Origin of the sequence: Ruegeria sp. HKCCA5463 (assembly GCF_013034175.1) — a bacterium.
Taxonomy (GTDB): Bacteria; Pseudomonadota; Alphaproteobacteria; order Rhodobacterales; family Rhodobacteraceae; genus Ruegeria.
In genome coordinates this window covers 153,656-180,264 of the sequence record NZ_WQFL01000008.1, presented here as the reverse complement: position 1 = coordinate 180,264, position 26,609 = coordinate 153,656, and the positions used below count along the sequence as shown (strand labels likewise).

32 protein-coding genes are annotated in these 26,609 nt (G+C 59.9%); 18 read left to right on the top strand and 14 right to left on the bottom strand.

All coding sequences use genetic code 11. From position 1 onward, the window contains the following. Window positions 1–119: 119 nt before the first annotated feature. From GOW09_RS17150 to GOW09_RS17110, 9 genes are all read right to left on the bottom strand, one after another. Window positions 120–596, bottom strand: a complete 477-nt coding sequence (locus GOW09_RS17150) for a YHS domain-containing (seleno)protein (protein WP_171119757.1) — start codon at window positions 594–596, stop codon at window positions 120–122. A gap of 183 nt (window positions 597–779) precedes the next feature. Then, a complete protein-coding gene (locus tag GOW09_RS17145) occupies window positions 780–1,049 on the bottom strand; it encodes a hypothetical protein (RefSeq protein ID WP_171119756.1) in 270 nt (89 codons plus the stop codon). Continuing rightward, the gene (gene plsY, locus GOW09_RS17140) at window positions 1,046–1,651 is read right to left on the bottom strand and encodes a glycerol-3-phosphate 1-O-acyltransferase PlsY (protein WP_171119755.1); all 606 of its coding nucleotides are present in this window, start codon (window positions 1,649–1,651) and stop codon (window positions 1,046–1,048) included. The genes GOW09_RS17145 and plsY overlap by 4 nt, the downstream gene beginning before the upstream one ends. Beyond that, on the bottom strand, window positions 1,651–2,931 hold the full coding sequence (gene pyrC / locus GOW09_RS17135; RefSeq protein ID WP_171119754.1) for a dihydroorotase: 1,281 nt from the start codon (window positions 2,929–2,931) through the stop codon (window positions 1,651–1,653). Before pyrC ends, plsY begins: the two co-directional genes overlap by 1 nt. Then, window positions 2,928–3,380, bottom strand: coding sequence for a hypothetical protein (locus tag GOW09_RS17130; protein WP_171119753.1), 453 nt, complete (start codon window positions 3,378–3,380; stop codon window positions 2,928–2,930). The genes pyrC and GOW09_RS17130 overlap by 4 nt, the downstream gene beginning before the upstream one ends. Next, window positions 3,377–3,763, bottom strand: coding sequence for a hypothetical protein (locus GOW09_RS17125; RefSeq protein ID WP_171119752.1), 387 nt, complete (start codon window positions 3,761–3,763; stop codon window positions 3,377–3,379). The genes GOW09_RS17130 and GOW09_RS17125 overlap by 4 nt, the downstream gene beginning before the upstream one ends. Further along, a complete protein-coding gene (locus tag GOW09_RS17120; protein WP_171119751.1) occupies window positions 3,748–4,266 on the bottom strand; it encodes a hypothetical protein in 519 nt (172 codons plus the stop codon). The genes GOW09_RS17125 and GOW09_RS17120 overlap by 16 nt, the downstream gene beginning before the upstream one ends. After that, window positions 4,263–5,198 (bottom strand): aspartate carbamoyltransferase catalytic subunit, encoded by a 936-nt coding sequence (locus GOW09_RS17115; RefSeq protein WP_171119750.1) that lies wholly within the window; start codon window positions 5,196–5,198, stop codon window positions 4,263–4,265. Before GOW09_RS17115 ends, GOW09_RS17120 begins: the two co-directional genes overlap by 4 nt. Before the next feature lie 59 nt (window positions 5,199–5,257). Further along, window positions 5,258–5,872, bottom strand: coding sequence for a scavenger receptor class F, member 2 (locus GOW09_RS17110; protein ID WP_152456772.1), 615 nt, complete (start codon window positions 5,870–5,872; stop codon window positions 5,258–5,260). 83 nt (window positions 5,873–5,955) lie between these two features. Between GOW09_RS17110 and GOW09_RS17105 the strand changes: the two genes are divergently transcribed. The 6 genes from GOW09_RS17105 to GOW09_RS17080 all read left to right on the top strand — a co-directional run bounded on the left by GOW09_RS17105 (window position 5,956) and on the right by GOW09_RS17080 (window position 13,447). Continuing rightward, entirely contained in the window at window positions 5,956–6,723 is a 768-nt protein-coding gene (locus GOW09_RS17105) for a uracil-DNA glycosylase family protein (protein ID WP_171119749.1), read from the top strand. Continuing rightward, window positions 6,720–7,319 (top strand): metallophosphoesterase, encoded by a 600-nt coding sequence (locus tag GOW09_RS17100; RefSeq protein WP_171119748.1) that lies wholly within the window; start codon window positions 6,720–6,722, stop codon window positions 7,317–7,319. The genes GOW09_RS17105 and GOW09_RS17100 overlap by 4 nt, the downstream gene beginning before the upstream one ends. Continuing rightward, window positions 7,316–7,936 (top strand): LysE family translocator, encoded by a 621-nt coding sequence (locus GOW09_RS17095; RefSeq protein WP_171119747.1) that lies wholly within the window; start codon window positions 7,316–7,318, stop codon window positions 7,934–7,936. The genes GOW09_RS17100 and GOW09_RS17095 overlap by 4 nt, the downstream gene beginning before the upstream one ends. Window positions 7,937–7,942: 6 nt before the next feature. Beyond that, the gene (gene moaB / locus GOW09_RS17090; protein ID WP_171119746.1) at window positions 7,943–8,485 is read left to right on the top strand and encodes a molybdenum cofactor biosynthesis protein B; all 543 of its coding nucleotides are present in this window, start codon (window positions 7,943–7,945) and stop codon (window positions 8,483–8,485) included. A gap of 106 nt (window positions 8,486–8,591) precedes the next feature. Further along, entirely contained in the window at window positions 8,592–10,040 is a 1,449-nt protein-coding gene (locus GOW09_RS17085) for an efflux RND transporter periplasmic adaptor subunit (RefSeq protein ID WP_171119745.1), read from the top strand. 5 nt (window positions 10,041–10,045) lie between these two features. After that, window positions 10,046–13,447, top strand: a complete 3,402-nt coding sequence (locus tag GOW09_RS17080; protein ID WP_171119744.1) for an efflux RND transporter permease subunit — start codon at window positions 10,046–10,048, stop codon at window positions 13,445–13,447. Here the strand turns inward: GOW09_RS17080 and GOW09_RS17075 are convergent. Both GOW09_RS17075 and GOW09_RS17070 read right to left on the bottom strand, forming a co-directional pair. Then, a complete protein-coding gene (locus GOW09_RS17075; RefSeq protein WP_171119743.1) occupies window positions 13,414–13,863 on the bottom strand; it encodes an NUDIX hydrolase in 450 nt (149 codons plus the stop codon). The genes GOW09_RS17080 and GOW09_RS17075 overlap by 34 nt on opposite strands. 4 nt (window positions 13,864–13,867) lie before the next feature. Continuing rightward, window positions 13,868–14,680, bottom strand: coding sequence for a protein-disulfide reductase DsbD domain-containing protein (locus GOW09_RS17070; RefSeq protein ID WP_254442751.1), 813 nt, complete (start codon window positions 14,678–14,680; stop codon window positions 13,868–13,870). A 145-nt stretch (window positions 14,681–14,825) separates the two neighbouring features. Between GOW09_RS17070 and GOW09_RS17065 the strand changes: the two genes are divergently transcribed. Then, window positions 14,826–15,380, top strand: a complete 555-nt coding sequence (locus GOW09_RS17065; RefSeq protein WP_152456781.1) for a YqgE/AlgH family protein — start codon at window positions 14,826–14,828, stop codon at window positions 15,378–15,380. Here the strand turns inward: GOW09_RS17065 and GOW09_RS17060 are convergent, their stop codons facing one another. Then, on the bottom strand, window positions 15,381–16,331 hold the full coding sequence (locus GOW09_RS17060; protein ID WP_171119741.1) for an L-threonylcarbamoyladenylate synthase: 951 nt from the start codon (window positions 16,329–16,331) through the stop codon (window positions 15,381–15,383). Between the two features lie 138 nt (window positions 16,332–16,469). On the opposite strand from GOW09_RS17060, the gene GOW09_RS17055 reads away from it, so the two are divergent. From GOW09_RS17055 to GOW09_RS17025, 7 genes are all read left to right on the top strand, one after another. After that, window positions 16,470–18,173 (top strand): acyl-CoA dehydrogenase, encoded by a 1,704-nt coding sequence (locus tag GOW09_RS17055; protein ID WP_171119740.1) that lies wholly within the window; start codon window positions 16,470–16,472, stop codon window positions 18,171–18,173. Then, window positions 18,173–19,219 (top strand): MBL fold metallo-hydrolase, encoded by a 1,047-nt coding sequence (locus tag GOW09_RS17050; protein WP_171119739.1) that lies wholly within the window; start codon window positions 18,173–18,175, stop codon window positions 19,217–19,219. Before GOW09_RS17055 ends, GOW09_RS17050 begins: the two co-directional genes overlap by 1 nt. Before the next feature lie 4 nt (window positions 19,220–19,223). After that, on the top strand, window positions 19,224–19,676 hold the full coding sequence (locus tag GOW09_RS17045; RefSeq protein ID WP_171119738.1) for a DUF6173 family protein: 453 nt from the start codon (window positions 19,224–19,226) through the stop codon (window positions 19,674–19,676). A 56-nt stretch (window positions 19,677–19,732) separates the two neighbouring features. Then, window positions 19,733–21,574: a glycerophosphodiester phosphodiesterase gene (locus GOW09_RS17040; protein WP_171119737.1), complete on the top strand. Its 1,842-nt coding sequence runs from the start codon at window positions 19,733–19,735 to the stop codon at window positions 21,572–21,574. After that, window positions 21,561–22,100: a hypothetical protein gene (locus GOW09_RS17035; protein ID WP_171119736.1), complete on the top strand. Its 540-nt coding sequence runs from the start codon at window positions 21,561–21,563 to the stop codon at window positions 22,098–22,100. Before GOW09_RS17040 ends, GOW09_RS17035 begins: the two co-directional genes overlap by 14 nt. 89 nt (window positions 22,101–22,189) lie before the next feature. Beyond that, window positions 22,190–22,324 carry an aa3-type cytochrome c oxidase subunit IV gene (locus tag GOW09_RS17030; protein WP_117870443.1) on the top strand — a complete coding sequence of 45 codons (135 nt, stop codon included), beginning with the start codon at window positions 22,190–22,192 and terminating at the stop codon, window positions 22,322–22,324. A 17-nt stretch (window positions 22,325–22,341) separates the two neighbouring features. Further along, window positions 22,342–22,974: a hypothetical protein gene (locus GOW09_RS17025; RefSeq protein ID WP_171119735.1), complete on the top strand. Its 633-nt coding sequence runs from the start codon at window positions 22,342–22,344 to the stop codon at window positions 22,972–22,974. Here GOW09_RS17025 and GOW09_RS17020 read toward each other — a convergent pair. Together GOW09_RS17020 and GOW09_RS17015 are read right to left on the bottom strand one after the other, a co-directional pair. After that, a complete protein-coding gene (locus GOW09_RS17020) occupies window positions 22,963–23,295 on the bottom strand; it encodes an AzlD domain-containing protein (RefSeq protein WP_171119734.1) in 333 nt (110 codons plus the stop codon). The two genes, GOW09_RS17025 and GOW09_RS17020, sit on opposite strands and share 12 nt — an antisense overlap. Beyond that, window positions 23,292–24,008: an AzlC family ABC transporter permease gene (locus GOW09_RS17015; RefSeq protein ID WP_171119733.1), complete on the bottom strand. Its 717-nt coding sequence runs from the start codon at window positions 24,006–24,008 to the stop codon at window positions 23,292–23,294. Before GOW09_RS17015 ends, GOW09_RS17020 begins: the two co-directional genes overlap by 4 nt. Window positions 24,009–24,057: 49 nt before the next feature. Between GOW09_RS17015 and GOW09_RS17010 the strand changes: the two genes are divergently transcribed. From GOW09_RS17010 to mobB, 4 genes are read left to right on the top strand one after another with little or no spacing between them, the layout of a single operon-like run. Continuing rightward, window positions 24,058–24,945 (top strand): formate dehydrogenase accessory sulfurtransferase FdhD, encoded by an 888-nt coding sequence (locus GOW09_RS17010; RefSeq protein ID WP_171119831.1) that lies wholly within the window; start codon window positions 24,058–24,060, stop codon window positions 24,943–24,945. Then, the gene (locus GOW09_RS17005) at window positions 24,942–25,478 is read left to right on the top strand and encodes a hypothetical protein (RefSeq protein ID WP_171119732.1); all 537 of its coding nucleotides are present in this window, start codon (window positions 24,942–24,944) and stop codon (window positions 25,476–25,478) included. Before GOW09_RS17010 ends, GOW09_RS17005 begins: the two co-directional genes overlap by 4 nt. Next, window positions 25,475–26,119, top strand: a complete 645-nt coding sequence (gene mobA / locus GOW09_RS17000; protein WP_171119731.1) for a molybdenum cofactor guanylyltransferase MobA — start codon at window positions 25,475–25,477, stop codon at window positions 26,117–26,119. Before GOW09_RS17005 ends, mobA begins: the two co-directional genes overlap by 4 nt. Then, complete coding sequence (mobB, locus tag GOW09_RS16995; RefSeq protein ID WP_171119730.1) at window positions 26,116–26,607, top strand: molybdopterin-guanine dinucleotide biosynthesis protein B; 492 nt, start codon at window positions 26,116–26,118, stop codon at window positions 26,605–26,607. The genes mobA and mobB overlap by 4 nt, the downstream gene beginning before the upstream one ends. Window positions 26,608–26,609 lie beyond the last annotated feature (2 nt).

Here is a 26,609-nt window from a genome sequence, read left to right as displayed (position 1 = left end):
CGGGGGCCTTTGAAATCGGGCACTTCTGATACGGATGAGATAGGTAGAGATGAGAGGTCTTCAAACGATATGCGGCGGCGGAACATTCCGCCGCCGACACATCTGAAGATTTAGGCGGATTATTGCTTTTGCAATTCAGCAGGGGTCTTGTCCGCGATGTTTTCCCAGTTTGCACTTGCGCTTTCGATAAAGCCCGGGATGTCGCCTTCCCAGCGTTCCTGGATGTCTTCCGACAAGTTCAGGTACAGTTTGTTGTCGACGATTTTCCAGTGGTTCGGGTCACCGTCGAACTTGAAGCCCATGGCTGTACCAAAGGCACAATAGCCGCCATAGGCAGGCAGGTAAGCTTCCGGGTTGGCTTCAAAGGCGGCTTTGTTTTCCTCGGACGAGAAACGGTACAGCGCATCGTCGTGCAGCGCGGTGATGCGATAGTCGCCTTTGGTCGCTTCACCGACGGTGAAATAGGCAACCGGGTCATAACCCTGCATGGCCAGACCGGTCGAGCTTGCGTTGATGTCCACTCCAGCGGCCAGAGCGGATGTTGCCAGTGCAACGGACAGAGCGACGCCACCGATCAGAGATTTAAACTTGTTCATTGTTCCACCTTTCGTGAAAGGAGCCTCGTCTGTGTGCGGATCGAAGGCCCCGGATTGTTGTCCTGTGTGGCCCGTAATTGACCGTCACGACAGCGATCTGGGAAGCAGGCGGATCACGTTCAAAACAATGAATCGTGATTGTGCGTCAGAGAGGAACGTCTGTTCAAAAATGCAGGCCTGACATTACGCGTCCGGTTCAAAATCCAGAACAAACGCGATGACTTTGCTGGCCGCCCTTTCACAAGGTCTCAGCAGCGCGCCGCTGATGCGTGTCTGATACAGGTTCATGCTGATATAGTCGGTGCCGCCCATTTCGTGCGCAACCAGCTTGTGGGATTTCCCCTTTGCCAACTGTTGGCGCACGACGACATAGCGCCGGTCCCCCGATGTACCGGCAAACCTGCCCTCGGGCAGTGCGAAAAACGCGGAAACGAAAGCGTCCGGCGGTGTCACGATTTTCCGATTTTCGGTTCAGTCCCGGCCTTGATCCGTGCGACGTTGGTGCTGTGACGCCAATAGATCAGAAGGGTCAGGATAATCCCAAGGATAAAGGATTGTCCGTTTGTCAGAACCAGCACCCAGGTCGTTGAAAGCGCGGCCGCGGCCAGTGCGCCGACCGAGGATATCCGCCAGATCGCCGCCGCCACCAGCCAGCTGAGACCGCACGCAACTCCGACGCGCCAGTCCAGCGCCAGCCAGAGGCCCAGAAAGGTCGCCACGCCTTTTCCGCCCTTGAAACCCAGCCAGATGGGAAAGCAATGACCCAGAAAGGCAAAAAGGGCTGCGATCTGCGCGGCGTCTTCTCCGGCATAAGCACGGGCAATCAGAACCGCCGCCGCGCCCTTGGCCGCGTCGAACAGCAAGGTCAGCGCCGCGGCGGCTTTGTTGCCGGTGCGCAGGACATTGGTTGCGCCGATATTTCCGGATCCGATTTCGCGCAGATTTCCCAGCCCCATGACCTTTGCAAGCAGCAGGCCGAAGGGAATGGAGCCCAAGAGATATCCAACCACCGCCCATTGGAGCAGTTCGCTGGTCGAGTTGTCGATCGGGGGCATCAGGAACTCCGGAACACTTCTTTACCTGCAACATAGGTCGAAATGACCTTACCTTGCATCCGCTGGCCGTCAAATGGCGTGTTCTGAGATTTGGATTTTAAGGCAAAGCGATCAAGCACAAAAGGCACATCCGGGTCGAACAGAACCAGATCCGCCGGTGCGCCTTCCGACAATCGGCCGCTTTCCAGACCAAGCCGTTTGGCCGGGTTCAATGCCATCGCCCGGAACAGGGTTGGCAGGTCCAACTGGTCGGCATGATACAGGCGCAATGCCGCCGGCAAGAGCGTTTCCAGCGCCACCGCGCCCGAGGCGGCCTCTTCAAACGGCAGGCGTTTGCTTTCTTCGTCCTGCGGCGTGTGCATCGAACTGATCGTGTCGATCAGGCCGGTGCGCACCGCCTCGATCACCGCCTGCCGGTCATCCTCGGACCGCAGCGGAGGCTTGACCTTGAAGAAGGTGCGATAGTCGGCCACGTCCAACTCGTTCAACGTCAGGTGATGGATCGAGGTGCCGGCAGTGATGTCCAGCCCGTTGCGCTTGGCCCGTTCCAGCGCGGGCAGGGCGCGGGCGGTGGTGATCTGGTCGGCGTGATAGGCCGCGCCCGTCATTTCCAACAGCGCGATGTCACGGTCCAGCCCCATGCGCTCGGCCATGGGCGAGACCGCAGGCAATCCGCGCAGGGCGGCGAATTTGCCGCTGGTGGCCGCGGCGCCATGGCTCAGGCCCGGATCTTGCGGGTGGGCGATCACCAGCGCGCCGCAGGATTTCGCATAGGTCAGTGCGCGGGAAAACACCTTGGTATTGGTGATGACGTGATCGCAATCGGTAAAGGCCACGGCGCCTGCGTCCTGCAAGAACCCGATTTCCGTCATCTCACGCCCTTCGCGCCCCTTGGTCAGCGCGGCCATCGGCACCACGTTGACCGGCGCATCCGCCTGCGCGCGCCGGGTCGCGAATTCCAGCGTTTCCGGCGTATCGACCGCGGGCAGTGTATCCGGGCGGGTGACAATGGTGGTGACACCACCTGCTGCGGCAGCGAGGCCTGCGGATTTGTAGCTTTCCTTGTGCCGTTCGCCCGGCTCACACACCTTGACGCCGATATCGACGATGCCGGGGGCGAGGCACTTGCCCCCGCAGTCGATGACCTGGGCGTCAGCAACGGGCGCGTCGCCGTTGCCCTTGCCGTGAATGAGGCCGTCGGCAATGTGCAGCCAGCCGGCACTGTCCGTGCCGGTTTCAGGGTCGATCAGGCGGGCGTTGGTGAAGATCAGGGCGGTCATGTATGGGTCTCTCGGGCTTGGGTCAGCGCGGCCAACGCGGCATCCGGGTCGGGCAGATGGTCGAATCTGAAAAAGGGGTGGCGGTTAAAAACCACCGCTGAGGGCACAGTGCGGAAATTCAGGAACCGGTTGATTTCAAGTTTTTTGGTTTTCAGTTCTTTGTTGACTTGCCACGCGTTCTGCGGCGTCACAACATAAACGCGTTGCGAGCGAACAATGCGGTCCACCCACATCACGAATGCCAGCACGCCCGTGCAACAGATCAGCTTCCAGAAATCCCGCACCGAGTCGACAATCCACGGGCTGGCGAACCACGCCAGACCGACAGAGCCGATCAAAATCCTGTAGGACCAACCCAGATGAGGTGGGAAGAAACCGTTATGCGGCCGCCCGAACCATAGAACCTGTTCGCCCTCTGGTATCTTGTCGCGCCACCATTCGTCGCTCATCCCATCGCCCTTTCAATCGCGGCTTTGGTGGCGGCCGGGTCTGACTGGTATTTGATCAGATGTTTGTCGCCGGTTTTGGTGACAACCTGGACGAAGCTGCCCATGACATTCACGGCGGTGATCTGGTTCAGCGGCACGCTGCGTCCGCCGGGACCGGTCAGCGCGGTGTCTGACAATTGCCAATTCGAGTCCAGTTCTTCCGAGGCCAGATACCACGCGCGTATGCCGATGGCGGCCAGGCCAGCTGGGGCTCCGGTCCAGACGTAAGGATTGCCGATCAGCCACAGCACGGCCATTGCACCGGCCATGGCAACAGCAGCCAGCCATGCATTTGTGCGGATATAGGCCCCTTTGTCCGGGGCGAAGATCACAGGATCAGCCATAAGATGCCTCCGAAGACCAAAAGCGCGACCAGTGCCAGTATGGCCGATCCGACGCGGCGGGGGGTGTCACCCGCTGTGACGGTTTGCGGGGCGGAAAAGGGTTTGGCGCTTTCGGTTTCGATGATCCCCCCGGTCCAGTTCGTGGCCTCTTCCGTGAACAGGCCGATCAGGCGCAGTCGCGGATCGGGGTTCAGCGTCGCCGGGTGTCCGTTGAAAGCCGCGCTGCGAAGGACCATGACCCAACCGTCGACAGAGGCCAGAGCGTTCCGGTCCAGCTGGTCCGCAGACACGCCGCAGCCCTCGGTCATGTAGCCGTACAGGCCGAGCTCTTCGAGGTCGGAGACCGGGAAAATATCGATATGGCTGGGGTCCAGCCCGTCGACCCCAAGCACCTGATCGGCGGCACCCGGTTCGCGCAGGAACTTCGCCTCTTCCGGGCGCATGTCCAGCGTGAACAGGCGCAGAACACCGCGTTCGTGGGGGGCGACGGTCAGATCGCTCATACGGCCTCGCGCAGGTTGCGGGCCAGCAGATCCATCGCGGCCATGCGGACGGCGACGCCCATTTCCACCTGTTCCTGAATGACGGATCGGTTGATGTCGTCCGCCAACGTGCCGTCGATCTCGACCCCGCGGTTCATCGGGCCGGGATGCATCACGATCGCGTCCGACTTGGCCTGCGCCAGCTTTGCGGCGTCCAGCCCGTAGCGGTGGTAATATTCGCGTTCCGAGGGGATGAACCCGCCATCCATCCTCTCTTTCTGAAGGCGCAGCATCATGACGACGTCAACGTCCTTGAGGCCCTCGTTCATGTCGTCATAGATCTCGGCCCCGAACTCGGCGAATTGCGCGGGCACCAGCGTCGGCGGGCCAATCAGGCGGATGCGGTTTTCCATCTTGCCCAGCAGGATCAGGTTCGATCGGGCGACGCGGGAATGGGCGACATCGCCGCAAATGGCAATGTTCAGCCGGTGCAGGCGACCTTTGGCGCGACGGATGGTCAGGGCGTCCAGCAGGGCTTGCGTGGGGTGTTCATGTTTGCCGTCACCGGCGTTCAGAACGGCGCAATTGACCTTTTGCGCCAGCAGATCGACTGCGCCGGAATGCGGGTGCCGCACCACCAGAAGATCCGGATGCATCGCGTTCAGCGTCATCGCGGTGTCGATCAGGGTCTCGCCCTTTTTGATCGAACTGGCCTGCATCGCCATGTTCATCACATCCGCACCCAGACGCTTGCCCGCCAGTTCGAAACTGGCCTGCGTGCGGGTCGAGTTTTCGAAGAACATGTTGATCTGGGTCAGCCCTGACAGAACGTCCGAATGCTTGGTTGACTGGCGGTTCATGTCGACATAGGTCTCGGCCAGATCCAGAATGTCGGTGATATCGGATTGCGACAGATGCTCGATGCCAAGAAGGTGACGATGGGCGAAACGCATGGGCGGGCTCCTGTCTGACAATCGCGCCGCTTATAAGAAGCCGGGCGGCGCAAGGCAACCTAAGGTTCCGTACCCTCAGGCAGTTTTTCGCAGCCGCCTTCGGGCAGGCATTGCTCGCCCGGCTTGCACCACTTGCCATAACCGCAGTCGATGGCCTTGATCGGTACGCAGCCTTGATGCGCCGAGCATTTGAAACCGGGGCGGCATTGTGATCCGGTTTCCTCGCACAGGAACCACCCCGGACGCGAGCAGCCCCCGCCGGGCAGGCAGGCCGAACCGCGCGCGCAGGTTCTGCCATCAGCGCATGTGGTCGGTGGCGTCGTATCCAGTTCCGGTGCGCTTCGTTCACACTCGCCACGGCCATTGCAAAAACTGTCGCCCGGACAATCCAGCCGCGATGCGCATTTGTTCAGGCCTGCGGGCGCACATCTGAGTCCACCAGCGACGCAGCGTTCGAACGGACCGCAACTGCGCCCGCCGCCGCAATAGGTGCCGCCCAGTGGAATGCAATGGCCATCAAAACTGCATCTTTGCCCGCCTGAACAACATGTGCTGCCACATTTGAACTGACCCGCACGGCACTGCCCGTGTTTGTCATGAAATGTGGCCCATGCCGGATCATCGGTGACAACCAGCACTAATCCAATGATGAGGAATCGCAGAAATCTGAGCATCGCATGCCGATGGTCGGCGCGACAGAGCGACCGATCAAGCCCTATTCGCTTTCCCTCAGCCCTCAGGCGGGTAAGTTATCCCTATGGAATCGGGCTTGGACTATTATTCTGCGCGGGCGCTGCTGGAATGGCAGATCGAACTGGGTGTGACCGAGGCAATCGGTGATATGCCGGTTGACCGGTACGCGTTGCCCGACACCACGGCCAAACCCAGGAAACCGGAAACGCCCCCCGCCGCCCCGGCTAAGCCCAGCGATTTGGACCCGGTAGCAATCGCGGGATCCGCAGCACGGGGCGCAGGATCGCTGGATCAGCTGCGCGCAGCGATGGACGCGTTCGAGCATTGCGAGCTCAAGCGCGGTGCGCGGCAGTTGGTCTTTGCCGACGGGACCCCCGGCGCGCGCGTGATGATCATCGGCGAGGCGCCGGGTCGCGATGAGGATCGCGAGGGCAAACCCTTTGTCGGCCGTGCGGGTCAGTTGCTGGACCGGATGCTGGCGGCAATTGATCTGGATCGTCGCGAGAATGTCTATATCACCAATGTGCTGCCATGGCGGCCCCCGCAGAACCGCGATCCCAAACCCGAAGAGATCGGGATGATGAAGCCGTTTCTGGAACGCCACGTGGCCCTGGCCAGACCCGAGGTTCTGGTTGTGATGGGGAATATCAGCTGTCAGGCGGTGCTGGGCAAACGCGGCATCACCCGCCTGCGCGGCAAATGGGATCAGGCAATGGATCTTCCGGTGATCCCGATGTTCCACCCGGCTTACCTGCTGCGGCAACCGCAGATGAAACGGCAGGCCTGGGCGGATCTGCTGGAACTGAAAGCGCGGCTGCGAGGTGCAACATGAAGGTTCTGGCATTCTCTGATCTGCACATGGCGCGCAACCGGGCAGCCGATCTTGTTGCCGCCAGCACCGAGGCTGATCTTGTCATCGGTGGCGGTGATTATTGCAATTCGCGTCAGGGGCTGGACGAGGCGATGCAGATGCTGTCCGGCATTTCGGCCCCGCTGGTCCTGATCCCGGGAAACGCGGAAAGTGCAGAAGAGCTGGGCAATGCGGCCCCGGACGGTGTTCATGTCCTGCATGGGTCTGGCATGACCATAGACGGCTTGCGCTTGTTTGGTCTTGGCTACGGCGTACCACCTACTCCGTTCGGAGACTGGTCCTGTGACCTCACGGAAGGTGAGGCGACCGAGATGCTCGACCGGTGTGAAACGGCTGATGTCCTGATCGTTCATTCTCCGCCCAAAGGGTATGGGGATCAGACATCGCAAGGCCTTTCGGTCGGATCGACTGCCATACGGGATGCGGTGGAACGCCTTCAGCCGGGATTTGCGTTCTTCGGTCATGTGCATGAAAGCTGGGGCTATCGCGGGTCCTTGGGGCGAACGCATTTGGCCAATCTGGGCCCGATGCCAAGTTGGTTTGAGGTGGATGCGTGATCGAATTCCAGACTTTGCTGGTCTTTGTTCCAGCGGCACTGGCACTGAACCTGACGCCCGGTGCTGATATGATGTTCTGCTTTGGCCAAGGGCTGCGATCCGGGGCGTGGCCTTCGGTATCGGCAAGCGCCGGCGTGTCCGTGGGTTCGATGATTCACGTGCTGCTGGCAGGGCTTGGGCTGGGCGCTGCGGTGTCGGCGCTGCCCTGGCTTTTCGAAGTGATCCGCTGGTTGGGTGCCGCTTACCTGATGTATCTGGCTTGGGGTGCGGTCCGGCATGGCGCTTCGACAGGGGATGCGCCTATGCGGTCGACGCGCATGGCCTTTCGGGATGGGTTGTTGGTCAACCTGACCAATCCCAAGGTCATTCTGTTCGTGCTGGCGTTCATACCGCAATTCGTCGACCCGACTGCGGGATCGGTTCTGGTGCAGTTCCTGATCTTTGGACTGATCATCGCGTTTGGCGGGTTCTTGGTGAACGGGCTGGTCGGAATTTTTGCCGGCGGGGCAGGCAAGGTGCTGATCGGCAACCCGCGCGCCTCGCGTATTATTGGTTGGGTCACAGGGGGTATATATTCCGCCCTCGCGATCCGGCTTGTCATGATGGAAAGGGCCTGACGCAAGATGTCACGCATTGACGAAACCAAGGAGTTCATCCCCGTCAGAATTGCCGTTCTGACCGTTTCGGACACCCGATCGATGGACGAAGATCGCTCGGGGCAGACATTGGTGGACCGGATCGAAAAAGCGGGCCATGTTGTTGCGGATCGCCAGATCATCCGGGATGAGCGCGACCAGATCGCCGACCAGTTGCGGGCATGGGTGGCTGACGAGCAGATCGATGTCGTGATCTCGACCGGTGGAACGGGTCTGACCGGGCGGGACGTGACGGTCGAGGCGCATCGGGACGTGTACGAAAAAGAGATCGACGCATTCGGTACTGTCTTTACCATGATTTCGATGGAGAAAATCGGCACTTCGGCGGTGCAGTCCCGTGCAACCGGGGGGGTTGCGGGGGGAACATATCTTTTTGCATTGCCCGGCAGCCCGGGGGCCTGCAAGGATGCGTGGGATGGGATTTTGGAAAAACAGTTCGATTACCGGCATCGCCCCTGCAATTTTGTGGAAATAATGCCCAGATTGGACGAACATCTGCGACGGAAGTAGACTGGTCGTACGTTCAATTCCGTATAACCGCTTTGTGGCTTGGCATAATTCGTAATCCGGCTACATGTTGTGGACGGCAGCTTGGTGCAACCGGGGTAACTGTTTGATGCGATTTCTACGGCAGAGTCTTGTCGGTATCTTTCTGGCGTTCCTGACGCTTGCTCTGCTGTTTGTTGCCGCGCAGATCATCATGGGTGCCGTTCAGGACGTCCTGACGCGTGAGGACCAGGCGCCCGCCGCCCGCGAACGGGTCTTTGCGGTTGCCGTACGTCAGGCCGAAGCGGAAACCGTAATCCCATATCTCGAAGCATTCGGAGAGGTCCAGAGCCGGCGCAGACTTGAATTGCGCGCGGCACTGGGTGGCCGCGTTGTCGCCCTGGCAGAGGATTTTGTGGATGGCGGAACTGTGACTGCCGGGGAAGTTCTGGTTGAACTGGATCCGGCGGATGCCCAATCCGCGCTGGATCGGGCCAAGTCCGATCTATTGGACGCACAATTCGAAGAACGTGATGCCGAACGGTCTTTGCTGCTGGCGCAGGACGAATTGAAATCGGCCGAGGCGCAAGCCGAACTGCGGGAACGGGCGCTGCAACGGCAACGCGATCTGGAGTCCCGAGGGGTAGGCGCCGCCGCCAGCGTGGAAGAGGCGGAACTGGCGGCTGCTTCGGCACAACAGGCTGTGCTGGCGCGCCGTATCGCGCTTGCACAGGCTGAATCCCGCGTCGATCAGGCAACGACGTTGTTGGCGCGGGCGGGGATAGCCCTGGAGGCGGCGGAACGCGATCTTGAGGATATGACCATTCGGGCCGGATTCAGCGGTACGCTGACCGATGTGACGCTTGTGGAAGGGCGGTTGGTGTCGGCGAATGAAAAACTGGCTGAACTGGTTGATCCAAACGCTCTTGAAGTGGCGTTCCGGGTGTCGACGGCACAATATGTACGTCTGTTGGACGAGAATGACAGGCTGATCAACGCACCGGTCACGGTTTCGCTTGAGGTGACGGGCACCGATCTGACCGCGACTGGTCATATCAGCCGCGACAGCGGTTCTGCGGGCGAGGGTCAGACCGGACGACTGATCTATGCGCGTCTGCAAGAGGCATCCGGTTTCAAGCCCGAGGATTTCGTCACCGTCTCGGTTCAGGAACAACCGCTTGCCAATGTGTTCCGCTTGCCGTCTTCGGCATTGGATGCATCGGGAACGGTTCTGGTGCTGGGTGCGGATGACCGCCTGGAAAGCTTGCCGGTGCAGCTTGTCCGCAGACAGGGTGACGAGGTTTTGCTGCGGGGCGAAGGGTTGGAAGGGCGCGAGGTTGTGATCGGGCGCACGCCGTTGCTTGGATCTGGCGTGCGGGTGCGGCCCTTGCGGCTTGAGGCCGGGGCAGACCCGGGTATGGTCGAACTGTCAGATGCGAAACGCGCTGAACTCGTGGCCCGGGTCGAGGCCAACGAATCCATGCCTCAGGATGAAAAAACTCAGGTTCTCGGTCAGTTGCGGGAAGCGCGCGTCCCTTCATCTCTGGTGCGGCGCATTGAAACCAAGGCCGGGGGCTGAGCGTCATGATGCGCGAGATACCTGGCGCAGCGGGTGGCCTTCTCAGCTATTTCACACGGCACCGGACGGTCGCCAATTTGCTGCTGCTGGTGATGCTGGTTCTGGGTGCAGCGGCTATCCCGAACATGCGGGCGCAGTTCTTTCCGGATGTTGTTCTGGAACGTGTGGATGTCACCGTCACATGGGATGATGGCGGGCCGGAAGACATGGACGCTGGGATTGTCCAGCTGCTGGAACCCGCGTTGCAGGCTGTCGAAGGTGTGACCAGCACCGAGGCCAGCTCTTACCCGACCTGGACCCGTATTCGGCTGGAATTCGAACCCAATTGGGACGTGTCACGCGCGGTTGAAGATGTCAGAACCGCGATAGATGGAGTTACGGACCTGCCCGAAGGTGCCGACGAACCCAAAATCCAGCGTGGTGTATGGCGAGATCGGGTGACGGATCTTATCATCAGCGGACCAACCGATCCTGCACAACTGGCAAAACTGACCGATGAACTGATCAATCGCCTGTTCGCTGCCGGGGTCACGCGCACAAGTATACGCGGTCTCGCGGCACCGCAGATCATTGTCGAGGTTCCAACGGCGCAACTGATTGCCAATGACATCACGATGGCGGATATCGCCTCGGCCATTGGGGCCGAGGTCAACACGGACCCCGCAGGCCAGGTGGAAGGCGCGGGTGCGCGGGTTCGCGCTGGAACGGAAAAGCGCAGGCCCGATCAGATCGAAGAAATTGCGCTGCGAACAAATGCGGACGGATCGAAGCTGCGGGTTGGCGATATCGCCCGCATCGTGGTTGAGGGGGTCACACGCGACCACAGCTATTATGTCGGAGACCACCCGGCCATGTCGATCCGGGTCGACCGATCGAACCTGGGTGATGCCATAGAAATTCAACACACTGTCGAGGACGTTGCGCGCAATATGCAAGCCAGCGTTCCTGAAGGCGTGAAGATCGAACTGATCCGCACCCGGGCTCAGGCCATTACAGATCGGTTGAACATCCTTGTCGACAACGGGTTGATGGGCCTTGGTCTTGTCGTCTGCTTGTTGTTTCTGTTTCTGAACGCACGCATCGCCTTTTGGGTCGCTGCTGGGATTCCGGTAGCCATGTCGGCGGCCATTGCATTCATGTATCTGGGCGGCTTGTCGCTGAACATGGTCTCGCTGTTCGGCCTGATCATCACCTTGGGGATCGTGGTGGATGACGCCATTGTCGTGGGAGAACATGCCGATTTCCGCGCCCGCCGACTGGGCGAAGTGCCGGTGGTGGCTGCTGAACGCGCGGCCCGACGTATGGCGATGCCGGTACTGGCTGCTACCGTAACGACGGTGATTGCGTTTTTTGGTTTGACACTGGTCGGCGGACGCTTCGGAGAGCTGATCCGTGATATTCCCTTCACAGTGATCGCGGTTCTGATTGCGTCGCTGATCGAGTGTTTTCTGATCCTGCCCAATCACATGGCGCACGCGATTGCCCATTCAACAAAGGAGCACTGGTACGATCTGCCAAATCGCGTCGTCAATCGAGGTTTTCGTTGGGTGCGAGACCATCTTTTCCGCCCGCTGATCGGCTGGGTGATTTGGGCGCGCTACGTTGTTGTGGCGCTAATGATCGCCATATTGGCAAGCCAGGTTGCCCTGTTCATCCGAGGGGATGTGAATTGGCGATTTTTCAATGCGCCTGAACGCAGTTCAGTCAGTGGTGGCTTTATCATGCGCGAGGGGTCGACCCGGTCCGATACGCTTGAAATGATGCATATGTTACAGCAGGCGACCAATGAACTGGGCCAGATCTATGAAGAACGCTATGGTCAGAATCCGATCGAGTTTGTTCTGGCAGAAGTCGGCGGCACTGCCGGCCGCGGGCTCGCGGCGGCAGATGGCAAAGATGGAAGTGTTTTGGGTGGCATATCAATCGAATTGATTGATGCCGACTTGCGACCCTATTCCAGTTTCGAGTTTGTAGGCGAGTTGCAGGACTTCGTGCCGCGTCACCCGAACGTCGAAGTGCTTACGTTCCGGGGGTGGCGATCCGGTCCCGGTGGAGATGCCATCGACGTGCAGTTCTTTGGCTCGGACGTAAACGTTCTGAAGGGGGCATCAGAGGATCTGAGGGCCGCGCTGTCGAAATTTCCCGAAGTTTCGGCGCTTGAGGATAATCTGGCCTATGACAAGGAAGAGTTCATTCTGGACCTAACCGAACAGGGGCAGGCGCTGGGCTTTCGGATAGAAACACTGGGGCGTGCCTTGCGCAACCGCCTGAACGGGATCGAGGCTGCAACCTTCCCTGATGGACCACGCAGTACCGCGATTCGTGTGGAACTGCCCGAAGGTGAACTGACGGCTGATTTCCTGGAGCGCACGCTCATGCGCTCACCGGAAGGTGTCTATGTGCCTTTGGCGGACATTGTCTCTGTTGAGCGTAAGTCCGGTTTCTCGACGGTTCGGCGGGAAAACGGCGTGCGAGTTGTTTCAGTCAACGGCGATATCTCCGAGGACGATCCGGCGCGCGCGGCTGAAATCGAACGGGCGATGCAGGATGAGATCCTGCCCAACATAGCGGCGGAACGACAGGTGGAATGGCGCATGTCGGGCCTGAGCGAACAGGAAAATGAATTCCTTGCCGAAGCCCGCACCGGTTTGATCCTGTGCCTGACAGGTATCTACCTTGTTCTGGCCTGGGTGTTCGCCAGCTGGACACGGCCAGTGGTTGTCATGGCAATCATACCCTTTGGCCTCGTTGGTGCAATCTGGGGCCACTACATCTGGGATGTGCCGCTCAGCATGTTCACGGTGGTCGGGTTGCTGGGCATGACGGGGATCATCATCAACGACTCGATCGTTCTGGTGACGACGATAGATGCGTATCAAAAAGACCGTGGTCTGGTTCCGTCCATTGTCGAAGGTACCGCAGACAGGTTGCGTCCCGTGATGCTGACCACTCTGACAACGGTTCTTGGGCTTGCGCCGCTGCTCTATGAGGGATCGCAACAGGCGCAATTCCTGAAGCCGACCGTGATCACGCTGGTTTACGGGCTTGGGTTCGGGATGTTGCTGGTTCTGATCCTGGTGCCTGCCCTGTTGGCGATCCTCAATGATGTGGCGCGTCCTATGACAGCCATGCGCCGTGCCGCGCGGGCACCTGACCGGGTGGTTCGGGGGGCGCTGGCGGCAACCGGGGCCGCTTTGGCTGTTTGGTTCGGCCTGACGATGATTTGGCCCGCGGTTACAGGCGCACCGCTTGGCGTGCTGCAAGGCCTCTATGCGGGTGGAGATGGCATTGCGGTGCTGCGAATGGGGTTGGGTGCATTCCTGGCCGGGGCAATTCTGATCGTGGTCCTGAGCGTGATCCTGTCAGGTTTGCTTTATGGGCGGCTGACAAGATCGGCCGATGCCTGATCCGCGCGGATCGCGTGTTCCAAAAGGTCGATGACCCGCGCGCTCATCGGCAGGTCGCCTCGGCGTATCTGCTCGACGGCAAACCAGCGGGCATCCAGCGCGTCGTCACCAGCCTGTGGTTTGCCGGAGAGATAGCGGCAGGCAACACCGACCAACAGGTAATGGGACAAAACCTGACCCGCCTTGTCGTGACGCAGCAGATCCAGATTTCTCAGGTAGTGTGACGGTTCCGCAATCACCGAGGTTTCTTCCCACAACTCGCGCTGCGCCGCCTGCAGAACGGTTTCACCCCACTCTACGTGGCCGCCGGGGAACCCCCACAGGCCCTTGTCCGGCTGTTTGCTGCGCTGAACCAGAAGAACCTTGTCCTGATGCAGAACAACCGCCAATGCACCGATCTTGGGGGATTGGCTCATGCATTCAGCCCGCGCTACAGCCCAGAATATCCACCGCGTGGTCGGACCCCAGAACAGTGATCCGGATCTCGGACCGGTCCAGCGCAAAAGGTGCACCTGATGCGTGTATGATTTCCGCTTCGGCCACCAATGTATCCCCCTGCCTCTGAGATACGGGTTGCGAGGCCCAAAGCGAAGGATTGCCAGGTTCGATCACGGCGACTTCTCGGCCACCCGCGGACGGCATCGTCATCCGCGCCTCGATCCGCATCCCATCTTTCGTGGGCGTCAGATTGCAGGTGGTCTTGGTGACACGAGCTTCGCGTGCAGAATAGGGCCTTTGCGCCATCGCTGCGGCAATCGCCGGGTTGCGATCAGCTTCGGCGTCCAGCGTGTGGTCGAAATCCAGGCGTTCCGGGATGCAAACGTCTTTGCAGACCCCCAGATCCATCTTACCTTTCAGACGGACCGGTTTTGCCGGGTTGCGCGGAGTGACCTTGATGGGCAGGACCAGCTGATTTTCATAGCCAATCGATTGCAGGCCATTCTGGTCAAAGACTTCGGGCGAGGGCCAGATGATTTCCACCTGGCCGACATTGCTGGATCGCTTCCAGTCGAACTCGGGCGGGATGCCGGAATCTCCTGGCGCGCGCCAGTAGGTCTTCCAGCCATCCTTGAGCGTCAGTTTCAGCGCGGACATATAGGTGCCGTTGATCGTCCGTCCACCATCCAGAACATCCAGCCGAACCACGTTGTCCAAGTCTTGCGCGGCAACTGGAACGGACAGGCTCAGACACGCGAGCGCGGCTACGGTGGTGGGTTTGATCGGCATCTTCATACCCCATAAATGCGCGTCGTTGGCGCAGATTCCAAGTCACGATCCGGTCACCGCGATGAAATCCGTCGAAATACGGGTTGGTCTCTTGCAAACTGGGGTGCGGCAGGGCCATTGTTGACGTGAACTGACAAAGAGATGAAGGCTCATGGACCTGACCGGAAAACTGTTGATTGCGATGCCCGGAATGGGCGATCCGCGATTCGACCATTCGGTGGTGTATATGTGCAGCCATGGCGACGATGGCGCCATGGGATTGATCGTGAACAAGCCTTCGGATCTGCGAATCAAGACTTTGCTGGGGCAACTGAACATCGCCTGCCGTATCCCGGTAATCGGAGAGCGCCTTGTGCATTTCGGTGGCCCGGTCGAGATGTCGCGCGGATTTGTCCTGCACAGCGCCGATTATGAGGCCAATCTGCATTCGATGCATATTTCCGCGGATTTCAGCATGACGGCGACGCTGGATGTGCTTGAAGATCTGGCCTCTGGCAGCGGACCACTGAATTCGATGCTGACGCTGGGCTATTCCGGCTGGGGCCCGGGTCAGCTTGAGGACGAAATCGCGATGAACGGCTGGCTGACCACCGAAGCGACGACGAAACTTGTCTTCGACGTGCCTGATGACGAAAAATGGGAAGCTGCCTTGGCGACGCTCGGGGTGGACCCTCTGACGTTGTCCGCCAGCGCAGGCCGGGCCTGATCAGCTGTTGCGTGGTGCGGCGGCGCGGCGCAGCCTGTCGTTGATTGCGGCCCCCAATCCGGTGTTCGGGATCGGAGATACGGCAATGGGTCGACCGGTCTCGTTCAACCTGTGAAGGGCTGCAAAGAGGTTCGCGGCCGCCTCGGTCAGACGTCCTTGGACAGACAGGTTCAGGTCGCAATCCACCGCTCCAAAGCCCAGCAGAACCTCATCCCCGTGACGCGCAGTGGCGTTCAGGCGGACCGGGGCGTCGGGCGCATAATGCGACTGCAACTGCCCCGGAGCGGTCAGCAGATCGCCGGATTGGTGCAGGTGCAGGTGCAGGTTCAGCACGCTTTCGATCCGGTCCAACGCAACGCCGCCAGGACGCAGCAATGTGGGCTCTCCGGCCAGACCGACAATGGTGGATTCCAGCCCCACCGCACAGGGACCGTCGTCCAGAACAGCCGCGATCCTTCCGCCAAGACCGGACCACACATGAGCCGCCGTCGTGGGGCTGATCTGACCCGAGGGATTAGCCGAAGGGGCCGCGACCGGTCCGTCAAAGTCGGCCAGCAGCGCACGCGCCGTCGGATGCGCAGGTACCCGCACGGCCAGAGTGTCCAGCCCGGCGGTCACCAGCGAGGAAACCCCGTGCCCTTCGCGCAACGGCAAAACCAGGGTCAGAGGACCAGGCCAGAAGGCCTGTGCGAGTTGCTCGGCCAGATCCGACCATTGCACAAAGCGCTGGGCCGCTTCGACCGAGGCGACATGGGCGATCAGCGGGTTGAAGCTGGGCCGTCCCTTGGCCTCGTAAATCGATGCGACGGCCTGTCCGTTGCGGGCGTCGCCGCCAAGGCCATAGACCGTTTCGGTCGGAAAAGCGACCAGAAGACCCTGGCGCAAAAAATCGGCAGCCTGCGCGATGCCGCCGGGATCTGCCGTCAATTCCTGTGTGCCGGATGAGATCATATCTGATGACGCCGCGTTTTGGTTGCCTGGAACTTGAGGTAAGGTACGTAATCGGTTCAGGCCCACACGCTTACCGGCGCTTGCATTTGATTCCAAGCCCGCCGATGTATTCTGATCCGTTAGACCCCGAGAGAAATCATGCCATATCGCGCCCCAATCTCAGATTATCAATTTCTGCTGCAACATGTCGTCGGGTTCGACCAGGTCGCCGCCACCGAGACTTTTGCAGATGCCAGCGCCGATGTCGTCACGGCCATCCTGACCGAAGCCGCCAAGATGAGCGAAGAGGTTCTGGCCCCGTTGCAGCGTGCCGGTGATCTGGAACCGGCGCGGCTTGAGAATGGCGTGCTCCGCAGCTCTCCGGGTTATGCCGATGGCTGGAAGGCGATTGCCGAAGGCGGGTGGATCGGGATCAGCGCTGATCCCCAATTTGGCGGAATGGGCCTGCCGATGGCTGTCACCACTGCCGTGAACGAGATGATGAGCGCCGCTTGCCTGTCGCTGCAACTTGCTCCGCTGATGGCGCAGGGCCAGATCGAGGCGTTGGAACACCACGCCAGCGACGAATTGAAGTCACTGTATCTGCCCAAAATGATTTCGGGTGAATGGTCTGCTACCATGAACCTGACCGAAGCTCAGGCCGGATCGGATGTGGGTGCGCTGACCTCGAAGGCTGAGCCAAATGGTGATGGCACATACTCGGTGACCGGGCAGAAGATCTTCATCTCCTGGGGCGACAACGACTTTGCTGAAAATGTCTGCCATCTGGTTCTGGCCCGTCTGCCGGACGGTGTGCCAGGCACCAAGGGCATTTCCTTGTTTCTGGTGCCGAAATACATCCCCGATGCGGATGGCAATCCCGGCGTGGCCAACGACCTGAAGGTTGTTTCCGTCGAACACAAGATGGGGCTGCATGGATCACCCACCTGCGTGATGCAATATGACGGCGCCAAAGGATGGCTTGTGGGTAAGGAACATGGTGGTATGGCGGCCATGTTCACCATGATGAACAACGCCCGCCTGGGCGTGGGTGGCCAAGGTGTGGGCGTTGCAGAAGGCGCCTATCAGCACGCTTTGGCCTATGCGCTGGAACGCAAGCAGGGCAGGACGCCTTCTGGTACGATCATCGATCATGCGGATGTGCGTCGCATGATCATGGATATGCGCGCCGATATCTTTGCAGCTCGGGCGATTCTTCTGGCCAACGCGACCGCGATTGACATGGCGAAAGCCACCGGCGACGCCGATTGGGCCGCGCGGGCCGCGTTGTTGACGCCAATCGGCAAGAACTTTGGGGCCCGGACCGGGATACGCGTGGCCGAAACCGGCGTACAGGTGCATGGCGGCATGGGCTTTGTCGAAGAAACAGGTGCGGCGCAATATTCCCGCGATGTTCGCGTGACCGCGATTTACGAGGGAACCGACGGCATTCAGGCCATGGACCTTGTTGCGCGCAAAATGATGGACGGGGGCGAGGCGGCGTCGAACCTTCTGGACGAGATCGAAGAACAGGCCGAGCACGCGCGTACGACGATGCCCGATCTGGCCGGTCCAGTGTGGGAGGCAACAGAAACCCTGCGCGAGGCAACCGAATGGTTGGTGGCGCAAGACGACATGAACGACCGATTTGCAGGCGCAACGGCCTATCTTCAGGCGTTTGCCCGGGTTCTTGGCGGGCATTATCACCTGTCCGCGGCTCTGGCTGATCCGGAAGGACCACGGGCCAAATTGGCGCGCTACTACATCAACGCCCTGTTGCCCGAGCATTCCGGGCTTCTGGCGCGGGTGCAAAGCGGCGCGGATGACCTCTTTTCGCTCAGCCCCGATGAGTTGGCGGCGTGATGGACGGGGATCGCGTATCGGGGATCAGATATCCGTGGGCGGAACCGCCCGCGCTGGGTGAAGCCGTCGAGGTTGCCGAGGGTGTACTGTGGATGCGCCTGCCTCTTCCGATGGCGCTGGATCACGTCAATATCTACGCGCTGGACGATGGTGAAGGTTGGACGGTGATTGACACCGGGCTGTCGTCGAACAAGACGCGGCGTATCTGGGAAACCCTGATGGGCGGGCCTTTGAAAGGCAAACCGATCACCCGTGTGGTGGTGACGCATCATCATCCTGACCATGTCGGCAATGCCGGGTGGTTTCAGTCGGAACACGGGGCCGAGCTGGTCACAAGCCGCACCTCATGGCTGTTCGCGCGGATGCTGACGCTGGATGTGCAAGAGACATGGCCACAGGAAACGCTTGATTTCTATCGCAGCGCCGGCATGGCGCCCGAGGTTCTGAATGCGCGGATGAAGGATCGTCCGTTCAACTTTGCCGACACGGTTTACCCCATGCCGCTGGGCTTTGCCCGGATCAAGCAGGGCGACGTGATCCGAATGGGAGGGCGCGACTGGGATGTGCATATGGGCAATGGCCACGCGCCGGAACACGCCACTTTCTGGAGCCGTGACGACAATCTGGTGTTGAGCGGCGATCAGATTCTCGGCTCGATCAGTCCCAATCTGGGCGTCTATGCCACGGAACCGATGGCCGATCCGGTTTCAGCGTGGCTGGAAGCCTGCGAGCGGTTGCAGACGCTTGCCCGGCCCGATCATCTGGTTCTGGGCGGGCACAAGCTGCCGTTTTCGGGCCTGCCGCTGAGGATGAAACAGCTGATCGACAACCACCACGGCGCGTTGGACCGCCTGTTGAAGCATCTGGATCAACCCAGAGCGGCCGCGGATTGTTTTCTGCCACTGTTCAAACGCACGATCCGCGAAGGCGAATATGGGCTTGCGCTGGTTGAGGCGGTTGCGCATGTGAATCATCTCTACCACATTGGTGCGGTAACCCGGACGCAACGCGCTGACGGGGCATGGCTGTATCAGCGCAAAGGGTAGAAGAATGCAGGACCAGATCGAAACCTCGGCCGAGGCCGCCGAAGCCGCCGCTTTGCCGCGGTGTCACGAGGTGCACGCGGATCCCAATGCCGAATCCGGAACCAAGGACCTGCCCGAGGGGTTGAAGAAGCCTGTTGCCAACAAAAGCCCGGCGCAATGGGCTTACGAGCGTCTGATCATGTATATCCAGAACTTTGAAAAGACTCTGGACGGCGATCACGAAGTCGCCATGGGCTTTACCGGCGGCGATGCCGGCGTCATGCGAATCGAAGGGATGGGGTATTTCGACCCCGACGTGATCACCTTTTACGGATCTGACGGAACCGGGGCCCGCACGCAATTGGTGCAGCATGTCAGCCAGTTGAACGTGATGCTGCGCGCCTTGCCCAAATCGGTCGAGGACAAACCCGCCAACCGCATCGGTTTCCGTCTGGCGGCGGATCTGGAAGACAGCTGACTTGCAATTCACGCTTGCGCGCCTTTGAATGACTGCATCAGTCCGGAGGCGCACACGTGACAAGGTTTTTTCAAGCAGTAACACATGCCTATGCAGGTGCCTGGGAACGGCGCCGGGTCTTTGTGCCAATCTATATCGCTGTGCGCTTGCTGCTGGTGGCGCTGATCGCGCCGGGTGTGGCTGTGGCTGTCAATCTGGCGGTCTCTCTGTCAAATCAGACCGCTCTGACCGATCAGGACATTGCGATGTTCCTGCTGTCTCCGGCAGGGTTCATCGCGGGTGTTGCGGTGCTCAGTCTGTTCTTGCTGGCCGAGGTGCTTGTGTTCGCGGTCATGGCCGGGTCCTTGCGTATGGGAGAAAACGACCCCTGGCGCGCAGGCAGCGCGGCACTGGCACTGAACCTGTCCCGCTTTCCGGCGCTGTTCGGATTTGCCGTTCGGTTCATCCTGCGCGTTCTGCTGCTCGCCTTGCCGTTTGTGGCCATCGCGGGGTTGATCGCATGGTGGACGCTGACGGAATATGACATCAATTATTACCTGACATTCCACCCTCCGGCCTTTCAGGTGGCCGTGGTTCTGATCGGGCTTGTCGTTCTTGCATTGGCATGGGTGTTGATCCGCCGACTGTCGGGATGGGCGCTGGCGTTGCATCTGGTCCTGTTCGAGGGGGCCTCACCACGCGGAGCATTCGCGAAAAGCGAACAAAAGATGGAAGGCAAGCGAGGGCGTTTGAAGATCGAGCTTGCCCTTTGGCTGGGACTGCGGCTTTTGATTGCGGCTCTGATTGCGGCGGTGGCCAGTCTGTTGTTTGCGGTTGTGCCCTTGCAGGAAGGCGGCAGCCTCAGACTGGCATTGATCCTCAGCCTGATCATTGCGGGGCTTTGGTCCCTGGCGGGGTTGGTTCTGGCGGCCACGGCGCTGGGCGCATTGGCGGTCTTGCTGGACGGTTTCTTTGAAGCTGAGACCAAGGACGTTCCCCATCCCGAACCCCGAAGGATCCGCGTGCCGGTTCTTGTGACTGTCGTGGCGGCCTTGGCCGCGTTGGGCGTGGGCTTCTGGCTTGGGCAAAGCTTACTGGAACGCGTGCAGGCGCCGGATCAAGCCGAGGTCATCGGCCATAGGGGCGCTGCGGCTTTGCGACCTGAAAACACAATGGCCTCGGTCCTGAAAGCGATAGAAGATGGTGCGGACTGGGTTGAGATAGACGTTCAGGAAACGGCGGACGATGTGGTTGTCGTGGCCCATGACAGCGATTTCATGAAATTGGCCGGCGTCAACCTGAAGGTCTGGGATGCGACCATGCAGGATGTGGCTGATATCGACATCGGAAGCTGGTTCGGACCGGAATACGCCGCAGAGCGGACCCCGACCCTGCGAGAGGTACTGGAAGCGGCCAAAGGTAAGTCGAAGGTTCTTATCGAGCTGAAATATTATGGTCACGACGTCGATCTGGAAAATCGGGTGATCGGCCTTGTCGAAGAACTTGGGATGCAGAACGACGTTGCCACCATGTCGCTGAAATACCCGGCCGTGCAAAAGATGGAAAAGTTGCGGCCCGATTGGCGCTCTGGTGTGCTGGCGGCCACGGCCATTGGAGATCTGTCGGGGCTGGAAGGCGAATTTGTCGCCGTCAATGCAGGCATGGTGACACCCGGGCTGATCCGCAAGGTGCAGGACGCGGGCAAGGATATCTACGTCTGGACGGTGAATGATCCGTTGCAGATGTCCAGAATGGCCTCGATGGGGGTGGATGGTCTGATCACTGACCGTCCGGCCATGGCCAATGAGGTTTTACGTGTACGCGCTGAAATGGGGCCGGGCGAGCGGCTGTTGCTGTGGCTGGCCACTACGTTCGGATTGCAGGTCGATACAGAGGCGATGCGCGATGAAAGCCCTTGAACTGGCGCTGATTCTGGCCATGCTGCCGCTGTCGGCATGGGCGCAGGATCTGATGCGCGGAATTGAAATGCCGGGCCACCGCGCCCTGATCGAGCAAAGCGAGGGCGCCGAACTAACGTCGTTTGAAACCGATGGCTGTTCGGGCGGGTTGTCAGCCAGTTGGCGCTGGGTGGCAAAGCAGTTCCCACAAGTTGGCGAGCTGTATCAAGAGCACCCCCCGTGGGAGTACTGCTGCGTGACCCATGACCGGGCTTATCACAATGCAGGAGGAGCGGAGACGGTCGAGGAAAGCTTTGACGCACGTCTGGCTGCGGATGACGCCTTGCACGCCTGTGTGGTAGAGCACGGAGACCGCCATGCAGAAGATTATGCCGACCGGTACGACATGACACCTGACCAGATTCGCAGCGTGCACGCGATAACTGCGGATGCAATGTATGGGGCGGTGCGATTCGGTGGCGGGCCGTGCAGCGGCCTGCCCTGGCGGTGGGGGTTCGGGTATCCCGGCTGCTCGGTTCTCAAGTAAGCGCATCTTGCGTGTGAAAGACGTGGTGACAGGCGTTGTGTTTTCTATTATCCAACAGATCAAACACGCGAATTGGGAATCTGAGACTCATGGCTGAATACAAGCACGGCGAAATGGACATCACGGTCCAAACCAAGACATTCAATGGTTTCATCAAAGCCACCACGTGGTGTGTGGTCGCCATTGCCTTTCTGTGCCTGTTCCTGGCGGTATTCGCCTCCTAATCGTTTCGGGGGCTGACTTGCTCAGGATATTGATTGCCTGCTTTCTGGCAGCGACAGTGGCGGGTTGCGCCAATTCAAGCCGTCCGCAGGCGGATCGGAACGAAATCGTGTCCCGGTCCTACCGTGATCCGGGGCCATCGACGCTGACGCTGTACACGATGATCAGCACCCGCACCGGATCGGGCGCACATACGTCGCTGATGATTTCGGGCAGCGAGAGGGTGATCTTTGACCCTGCCGGTTCGTTCCGGGCGGATGTGGTTCCGGTGAATGATGATGTGCTTTACGGCATTACCCCGGCGGTCGAGCGGGCCTATCGCAGCTCGCACGCGCGCGAGACGCATTATGCCCGCATACAGACCATCCAGGTGAGCCCGCAACAGGCTGAAATCGCCTTGCAACTGGCAAAGCAATCCGGTCCGGTCGCCGGCGCGTTCTGCACCAATGCGACATCGCAACTTTTGAAACAGGTGCCGGGGTTCGAGCAGATCGATGTGACGTTCTATCCGGTGAAATTGTCGGAGCAGTTCGCGCAGATTCCGGGCGTCGTGACCGAAGAATACCGGGAAAATGACGATGCGGATCTGCAAAAAGGTTTGGCGGCAAACAATGCGCGTCTCAACCAGCTGAACGCTTCCTCAACTCAGTAGATACAGCAGACCATAGAGCGTGGCGGCCCCGGAAAAGATGGCCGCTATCACGTTTTTGCTGATCACTCCGACCGCCAGGGCAACGGCTGCCGCCGACATACGGGGCAGATCAGGCTGCCCTTCGGTGGCAGAGGGCCAAACGACCAGCGGTGCGATCAATGCGGGAAGGATGGCCACCGCTGTATATCGCAGGTGACGCAGCAGCCAAGGCGGCATCGGGCGATCACCCACAAAACCGATAAAGACAAAGCGCAGCGCATAGCTGCCGATGGCAAGCCCGATGATAATGGTCCAGATGGTGACGGAAGCGGGCTGTGTCATTGTCGCGTCTTTCTGCGTTCGAGGATCAGTTCCGCTTGTGCTCCGGCAACCATTCCAGCGCATCCGGCGATAAGCAGACCCAGATTGAACGGGATTATGACGGTCAACAACGATACCGTGATGGCCACAAGGGCCGCGACCACATGTGCAAAGGTCCGCATCATCGGCCCTATCATGGCCAGAAAGGTGATCGGCAAGGCAAAATCCAGCGCCCAGCTTTCCGGTATTTGCGCACCCAGCACCGCGCCCAGATAAGTGCTCAGAATCCAAAGCGGTGTGATCGGCGTGACAGAGCCCACGAAATAGGCCATGCGTTGTGGCACTGACAGGTCGGGCTCTTTCTCGAACCGCACGATCGAGCAGGCATAAGATTGATCCACGGTTAGATATGCCGCAAAGGCACGCTGCCACATGGGCGCGGAACCCAGGTAAGGTGTCAGTGATGCGGAATACATCGCCATACGCAGATTCACGGCCAGCGCCGAGATTATGATGATCACGGTCGGGGTGTTGTCCTGCAACAATTGCAACGCCGCGAATTGCGCGGCACCTGCAAAAACGGTCGATGTAAAGGCCATCGTCTGGACAAGGGTCAACCCGGCTTCGGTCGCAAAAACACCAAACAGAAGGCCAAAGGGCACGGCGACGAAGATAAACGGCGTCCCGTCCCGAAAACCTTTCCAGAAGTATGACTTGGATGTGGCAGAGGCCATGGCTAAATCCTATGGTAATTCATGCAGCAGTAACTGTCTTGGGAAGGGGTTGCAATTGGCCACGGAATTCGATCTGTCGGACTATCTTATCGCCCCTGATCCGGGTGCGATGCGCCTGACCCGAGCGGTTGAGGGTGTGGACCAGAACGGTGAAATCAGCCAGATATCTGTGGTCGAGGAACGCCCGCTGACGATCTTCCTCAACTCGCAGGAAATCGTGACGGCGATGACGATTGGCGATTATCCCGAATATCTTGCGCTGGGCTTTCTGCGCAATCAGGGGATGCTGCTGTCGGATGACGAAATCACGCGCGTGGAATATGACGACGATCTTGAAACCTTGATCGTCCGAACCGCGCGCGAAACATCGTATGAGGACAAGCTGAAGAAAAAGACCCGCACCAGCGGGTGTGCCGTGGGTACTGTGTTTGGCGACATGATGGAGGGGCTAGAAGACGTGCAGCTACCGCAGGTTCAGGTGCGCACCTCGTGGCTGTATGATCTGGCCTCGAAGATCAACCGCACTCCGTCGCTGTACCTCGAAGCCGGAGCGATTCACGGCACGGTCCTGTGCCGTGAAAACCGCCCGCTGGTCTATATGGAGGACGTGGGCCGTCATAATGCCGTCGACAAGATTGCCGGCTGGATGTTGTCCGAGAATGAGGCGGCGGAGGACAAGATCCTCTATACCACCGGTCGCCTGACATCCGAGATGGTGATCAAAACGGCGATGATGGGAATCCCCGTTTTGGCCTCCCGCTCGGGCTTCACCGCCTGGGGCGTCGAGATCGCGCGCGAGGTCGGGCTGACGCTGATCGGGCGGATGCGCGGCCAGCGCTTTGTCTGCCTGTCGGGTGAGGATCGCCTGCTGCGCGACGTGGACCCGTCAACCGTTGCTGTCGAAGACAGGAAACACCGCCGGAAAAGTGCAGGATGATTTTGGAAACCCTTAGACTTTTTTTCCTTTTTGTCGTTGCAGTCAGTATCTTGCCGCTGAGCATTCTTGCTGCGCGAAACTACGCACGCAGCAAACGGGCAATCGTAGAGGGCATGGCACGGTTGGACGAAGAAACTCTGGATCGATTGGGGTGGGAGGCAAGAGATTACATCGGCACATTCGACCTGTTTGCCCCCTTCCGGATGGGATGGGCAGCTTGGGGATTGGCGGTGCAAAAACAAAGCGCCGTATTGCAACGTATCCTTCTTCAAGGTTTGCCAGACTCAGTCGTTTTGCCAGATGAAATCAGACGATCACTTCGCAGGTATCGGTGCTTTTTCTGGTTGTTTTTCGCGCCTGTGGCGGTTTTGGTGCTCTTTTTCGCTTTCATTCGCTTGAGCCATGTTTTGGCCGACTTTTCCGGACTTCCTGTGAGCCTGTGTTTCATTTTGCTGGGTGCGGGTAGTGGGGTTTGGATTTTCACACCGCTGGAGAAATTCCAAAAATGGCCGGAAATCGAGGACCCATCATGACGAAACCGCTTGGCGTCATTCTTGCAGGCGGGCAGGCCACCCGTATGGGCGGCGGCGACAAGGGCCTGTTGCAGATCGGGGGGCAGAGCCTGCTGTCCCATGTGGTTGACCGTTTGTCCCCACAGGTAAGTGGGCTGGCGTTGAACGCGAATGGCGACCCTGAGCGCTTCGCTGATCTGGGCCTGCCCGTCCTGCCTGACACGATCGAAGGGTTCGCTGGGCCTCTGGCCGGTGTGCTGGCCGGGCTCGACTGGGCGGCAGAGCAGGGGGCGGACAGCATCGTGACAGCTGCCGCGGATACGCCATTTTTCCCGCGCGATCTGGTTACGCGACTGACGCAGGCTGCGGAAGGGCAGGTACACCCGTTGGTCTTGGCCACCACGCCGCGTTCGGGCGACGAGGCGCTGAAATCCGGTGGCGGCAAGCGAGTCAACCGACACCCGACATTCGGGCTTTGGCCCGTGGCCCTGCGCGATGATCTGCGGGCGGCGCTGATGGACGGGTTGCGCAAGGTGGTGCTGTGGACCGACAAACATGAAGGACGCGAGGCATTGTTCAGCGCCGACCCGTTTGATCCGTTTTTCAACGTCAACACGCCTGAAGAATTGGATCGTGCCCGAACACTGTTGGAGCAGGCATGAGGGTCTATGGTGTCACGGGCTGGAAGAATGCCGGCAAAACCGGGCTGATGGAACGGCTGGTGGCCGAGATCACCAGCCGGGGCTTTACGGTCTCTACGGTCAAGCACGCGCATCACAGCGTCGATGTGGATCAGCCGGGCACGGACAGTCACCGGCACCGCGTTGCGGGGGCCAGCGAGGTGCTGCTTGCCTCGGGGCAACGCATTGCTTTGATGCAGGAATTGCGGGGCGCGCCTGAACCGCCGCTGGCCGAGCTTCTGGCGCGGCTCTCGCCGGTCGATCTGGTGTTGGTCGAAGGCTTCAAGCGCGAGGACCACCCCAAGATCGAAGCGTATCGCGCCGCGGCGGGCCATGCGCTGATGGCACCGGAAAATGGCACCATCCGCGCGGTGGCCAGCGACACTCCGCTGGATCTGGACCGCCCGGTCTATGATCTGGACTATACCGTCGGGATTGCTGACTTCATCCTGAAAGAGGTCGGTTTGTGAGT

What these genes read in the sequence shown, in the direction of transcription:
- GOW09_RS17070 (WP_254442751.1), bottom strand. Translation starts at nt 14,680, where the DNA reads ATGAAGATGCCGATCAAACCCACCACCGTAGCCGCGCTCGCGTGTCTG.
- GOW09_RS17055 (WP_171119740.1), top strand. Translation starts at nt 16,470, where the DNA reads ATGCCATATCGCGCCCCAATCTCAGATTATCAATTTCTGCTGCAACAT.
- moaB (WP_171119746.1), top strand. Translation starts at nt 7,943, where the DNA reads ATGTCACGCATTGACGAAACCAAGGAGTTCATCCCCGTCAGAATTGCC.
- GOW09_RS17105 (WP_171119749.1), top strand. Translation starts at nt 5,956, where the DNA reads ATGGAATCGGGCTTGGACTATTATTCTGCGCGGGCGCTGCTGGAATGG.
- GOW09_RS17045 (WP_171119738.1), top strand. Translation starts at nt 19,224, where the DNA reads ATGCAGGACCAGATCGAAACCTCGGCCGAGGCCGCCGAAGCCGCCGCT.
- GOW09_RS17110 (WP_152456772.1), bottom strand. Translation starts at nt 5,872, where the DNA reads ATGCTCAGATTTCTGCGATTCCTCATCATTGGATTAGTGCTGGTTGTC.
- GOW09_RS17015 (WP_171119733.1), bottom strand. Translation starts at nt 24,008, where the DNA reads ATGGCCTCTGCCACATCCAAGTCATACTTCTGGAAAGGTTTTCGGGAC.
- GOW09_RS17150 (WP_171119757.1), bottom strand. Translation starts at nt 596, where the DNA reads ATGAACAAGTTTAAATCTCTGATCGGTGGCGTCGCTCTGTCCGTTGCA.
- GOW09_RS17035 (WP_171119736.1), top strand. Translation starts at nt 21,561, where the DNA reads ATGAAAGCCCTTGAACTGGCGCTGATTCTGGCCATGCTGCCGCTGTCG.
- GOW09_RS17050 (WP_171119739.1), top strand. Translation starts at nt 18,173, where the DNA reads ATGGACGGGGATCGCGTATCGGGGATCAGATATCCGTGGGCGGAACCG.
- GOW09_RS17075 (WP_171119743.1), bottom strand. Translation starts at nt 13,863, where the DNA reads ATGAGCCAATCCCCCAAGATCGGTGCATTGGCGGTTGTTCTGCATCAG.
- GOW09_RS17120 (WP_171119751.1), bottom strand. Translation starts at nt 4,266, where the DNA reads ATGAGCGATCTGACCGTCGCCCCCCACGAACGCGGTGTTCTGCGCCTG.
- GOW09_RS17125 (WP_171119752.1), bottom strand. Translation starts at nt 3,763, where the DNA reads ATGGCTGATCCTGTGATCTTCGCCCCGGACAAAGGGGCCTATATCCGC.
- mobB (WP_171119730.1), top strand. Translation starts at nt 26,116, where the DNA reads ATGAGGGTCTATGGTGTCACGGGCTGGAAGAATGCCGGCAAAACCGGG.
- GOW09_RS17080 (WP_171119744.1), top strand. Translation starts at nt 10,046, where the DNA reads ATGATGCGCGAGATACCTGGCGCAGCGGGTGGCCTTCTCAGCTATTTC.
- plsY (WP_171119755.1), bottom strand. Translation starts at nt 1,651, where the DNA reads ATGCCCCCGATCGACAACTCGACCAGCGAACTGCTCCAATGGGCGGTG.
- GOW09_RS17020 (WP_171119734.1), bottom strand. Translation starts at nt 23,295, where the DNA reads ATGACACAGCCCGCTTCCGTCACCATCTGGACCATTATCATCGGGCTT.
- GOW09_RS17065 (WP_152456781.1), top strand. Translation starts at nt 14,826, where the DNA reads ATGGACCTGACCGGAAAACTGTTGATTGCGATGCCCGGAATGGGCGAT.
- pyrC (WP_171119754.1), bottom strand. Translation starts at nt 2,931, where the DNA reads ATGACCGCCCTGATCTTCACCAACGCCCGCCTGATCGACCCTGAAACC.
- GOW09_RS17060 (WP_171119741.1), bottom strand. Translation starts at nt 16,331, where the DNA reads ATGATCTCATCCGGCACACAGGAATTGACGGCAGATCCCGGCGGCATC.
- GOW09_RS17130 (WP_171119753.1), bottom strand. Translation starts at nt 3,380, where the DNA reads ATGAGCGACGAATGGTGGCGCGACAAGATACCAGAGGGCGAACAGGTT.
- GOW09_RS17100 (WP_171119748.1), top strand. Translation starts at nt 6,720, where the DNA reads ATGAAGGTTCTGGCATTCTCTGATCTGCACATGGCGCGCAACCGGGCA.
- GOW09_RS17085 (WP_171119745.1), top strand. Translation starts at nt 8,592, where the DNA reads ATGCGATTTCTACGGCAGAGTCTTGTCGGTATCTTTCTGGCGTTCCTG.
- mobA (WP_171119731.1), top strand. Translation starts at nt 25,475, where the DNA reads ATGACGAAACCGCTTGGCGTCATTCTTGCAGGCGGGCAGGCCACCCGT.
- GOW09_RS17115 (WP_171119750.1), bottom strand. Translation starts at nt 5,198, where the DNA reads ATGCGTTTCGCCCATCGTCACCTTCTTGGCATCGAGCATCTGTCGCAA.
- GOW09_RS17005 (WP_171119732.1), top strand. Translation starts at nt 24,942, where the DNA reads ATGATTTTGGAAACCCTTAGACTTTTTTTCCTTTTTGTCGTTGCAGTC.
- GOW09_RS17030 (WP_117870443.1), top strand. Translation starts at nt 22,190, where the DNA reads ATGGCTGAATACAAGCACGGCGAAATGGACATCACGGTCCAAACCAAG.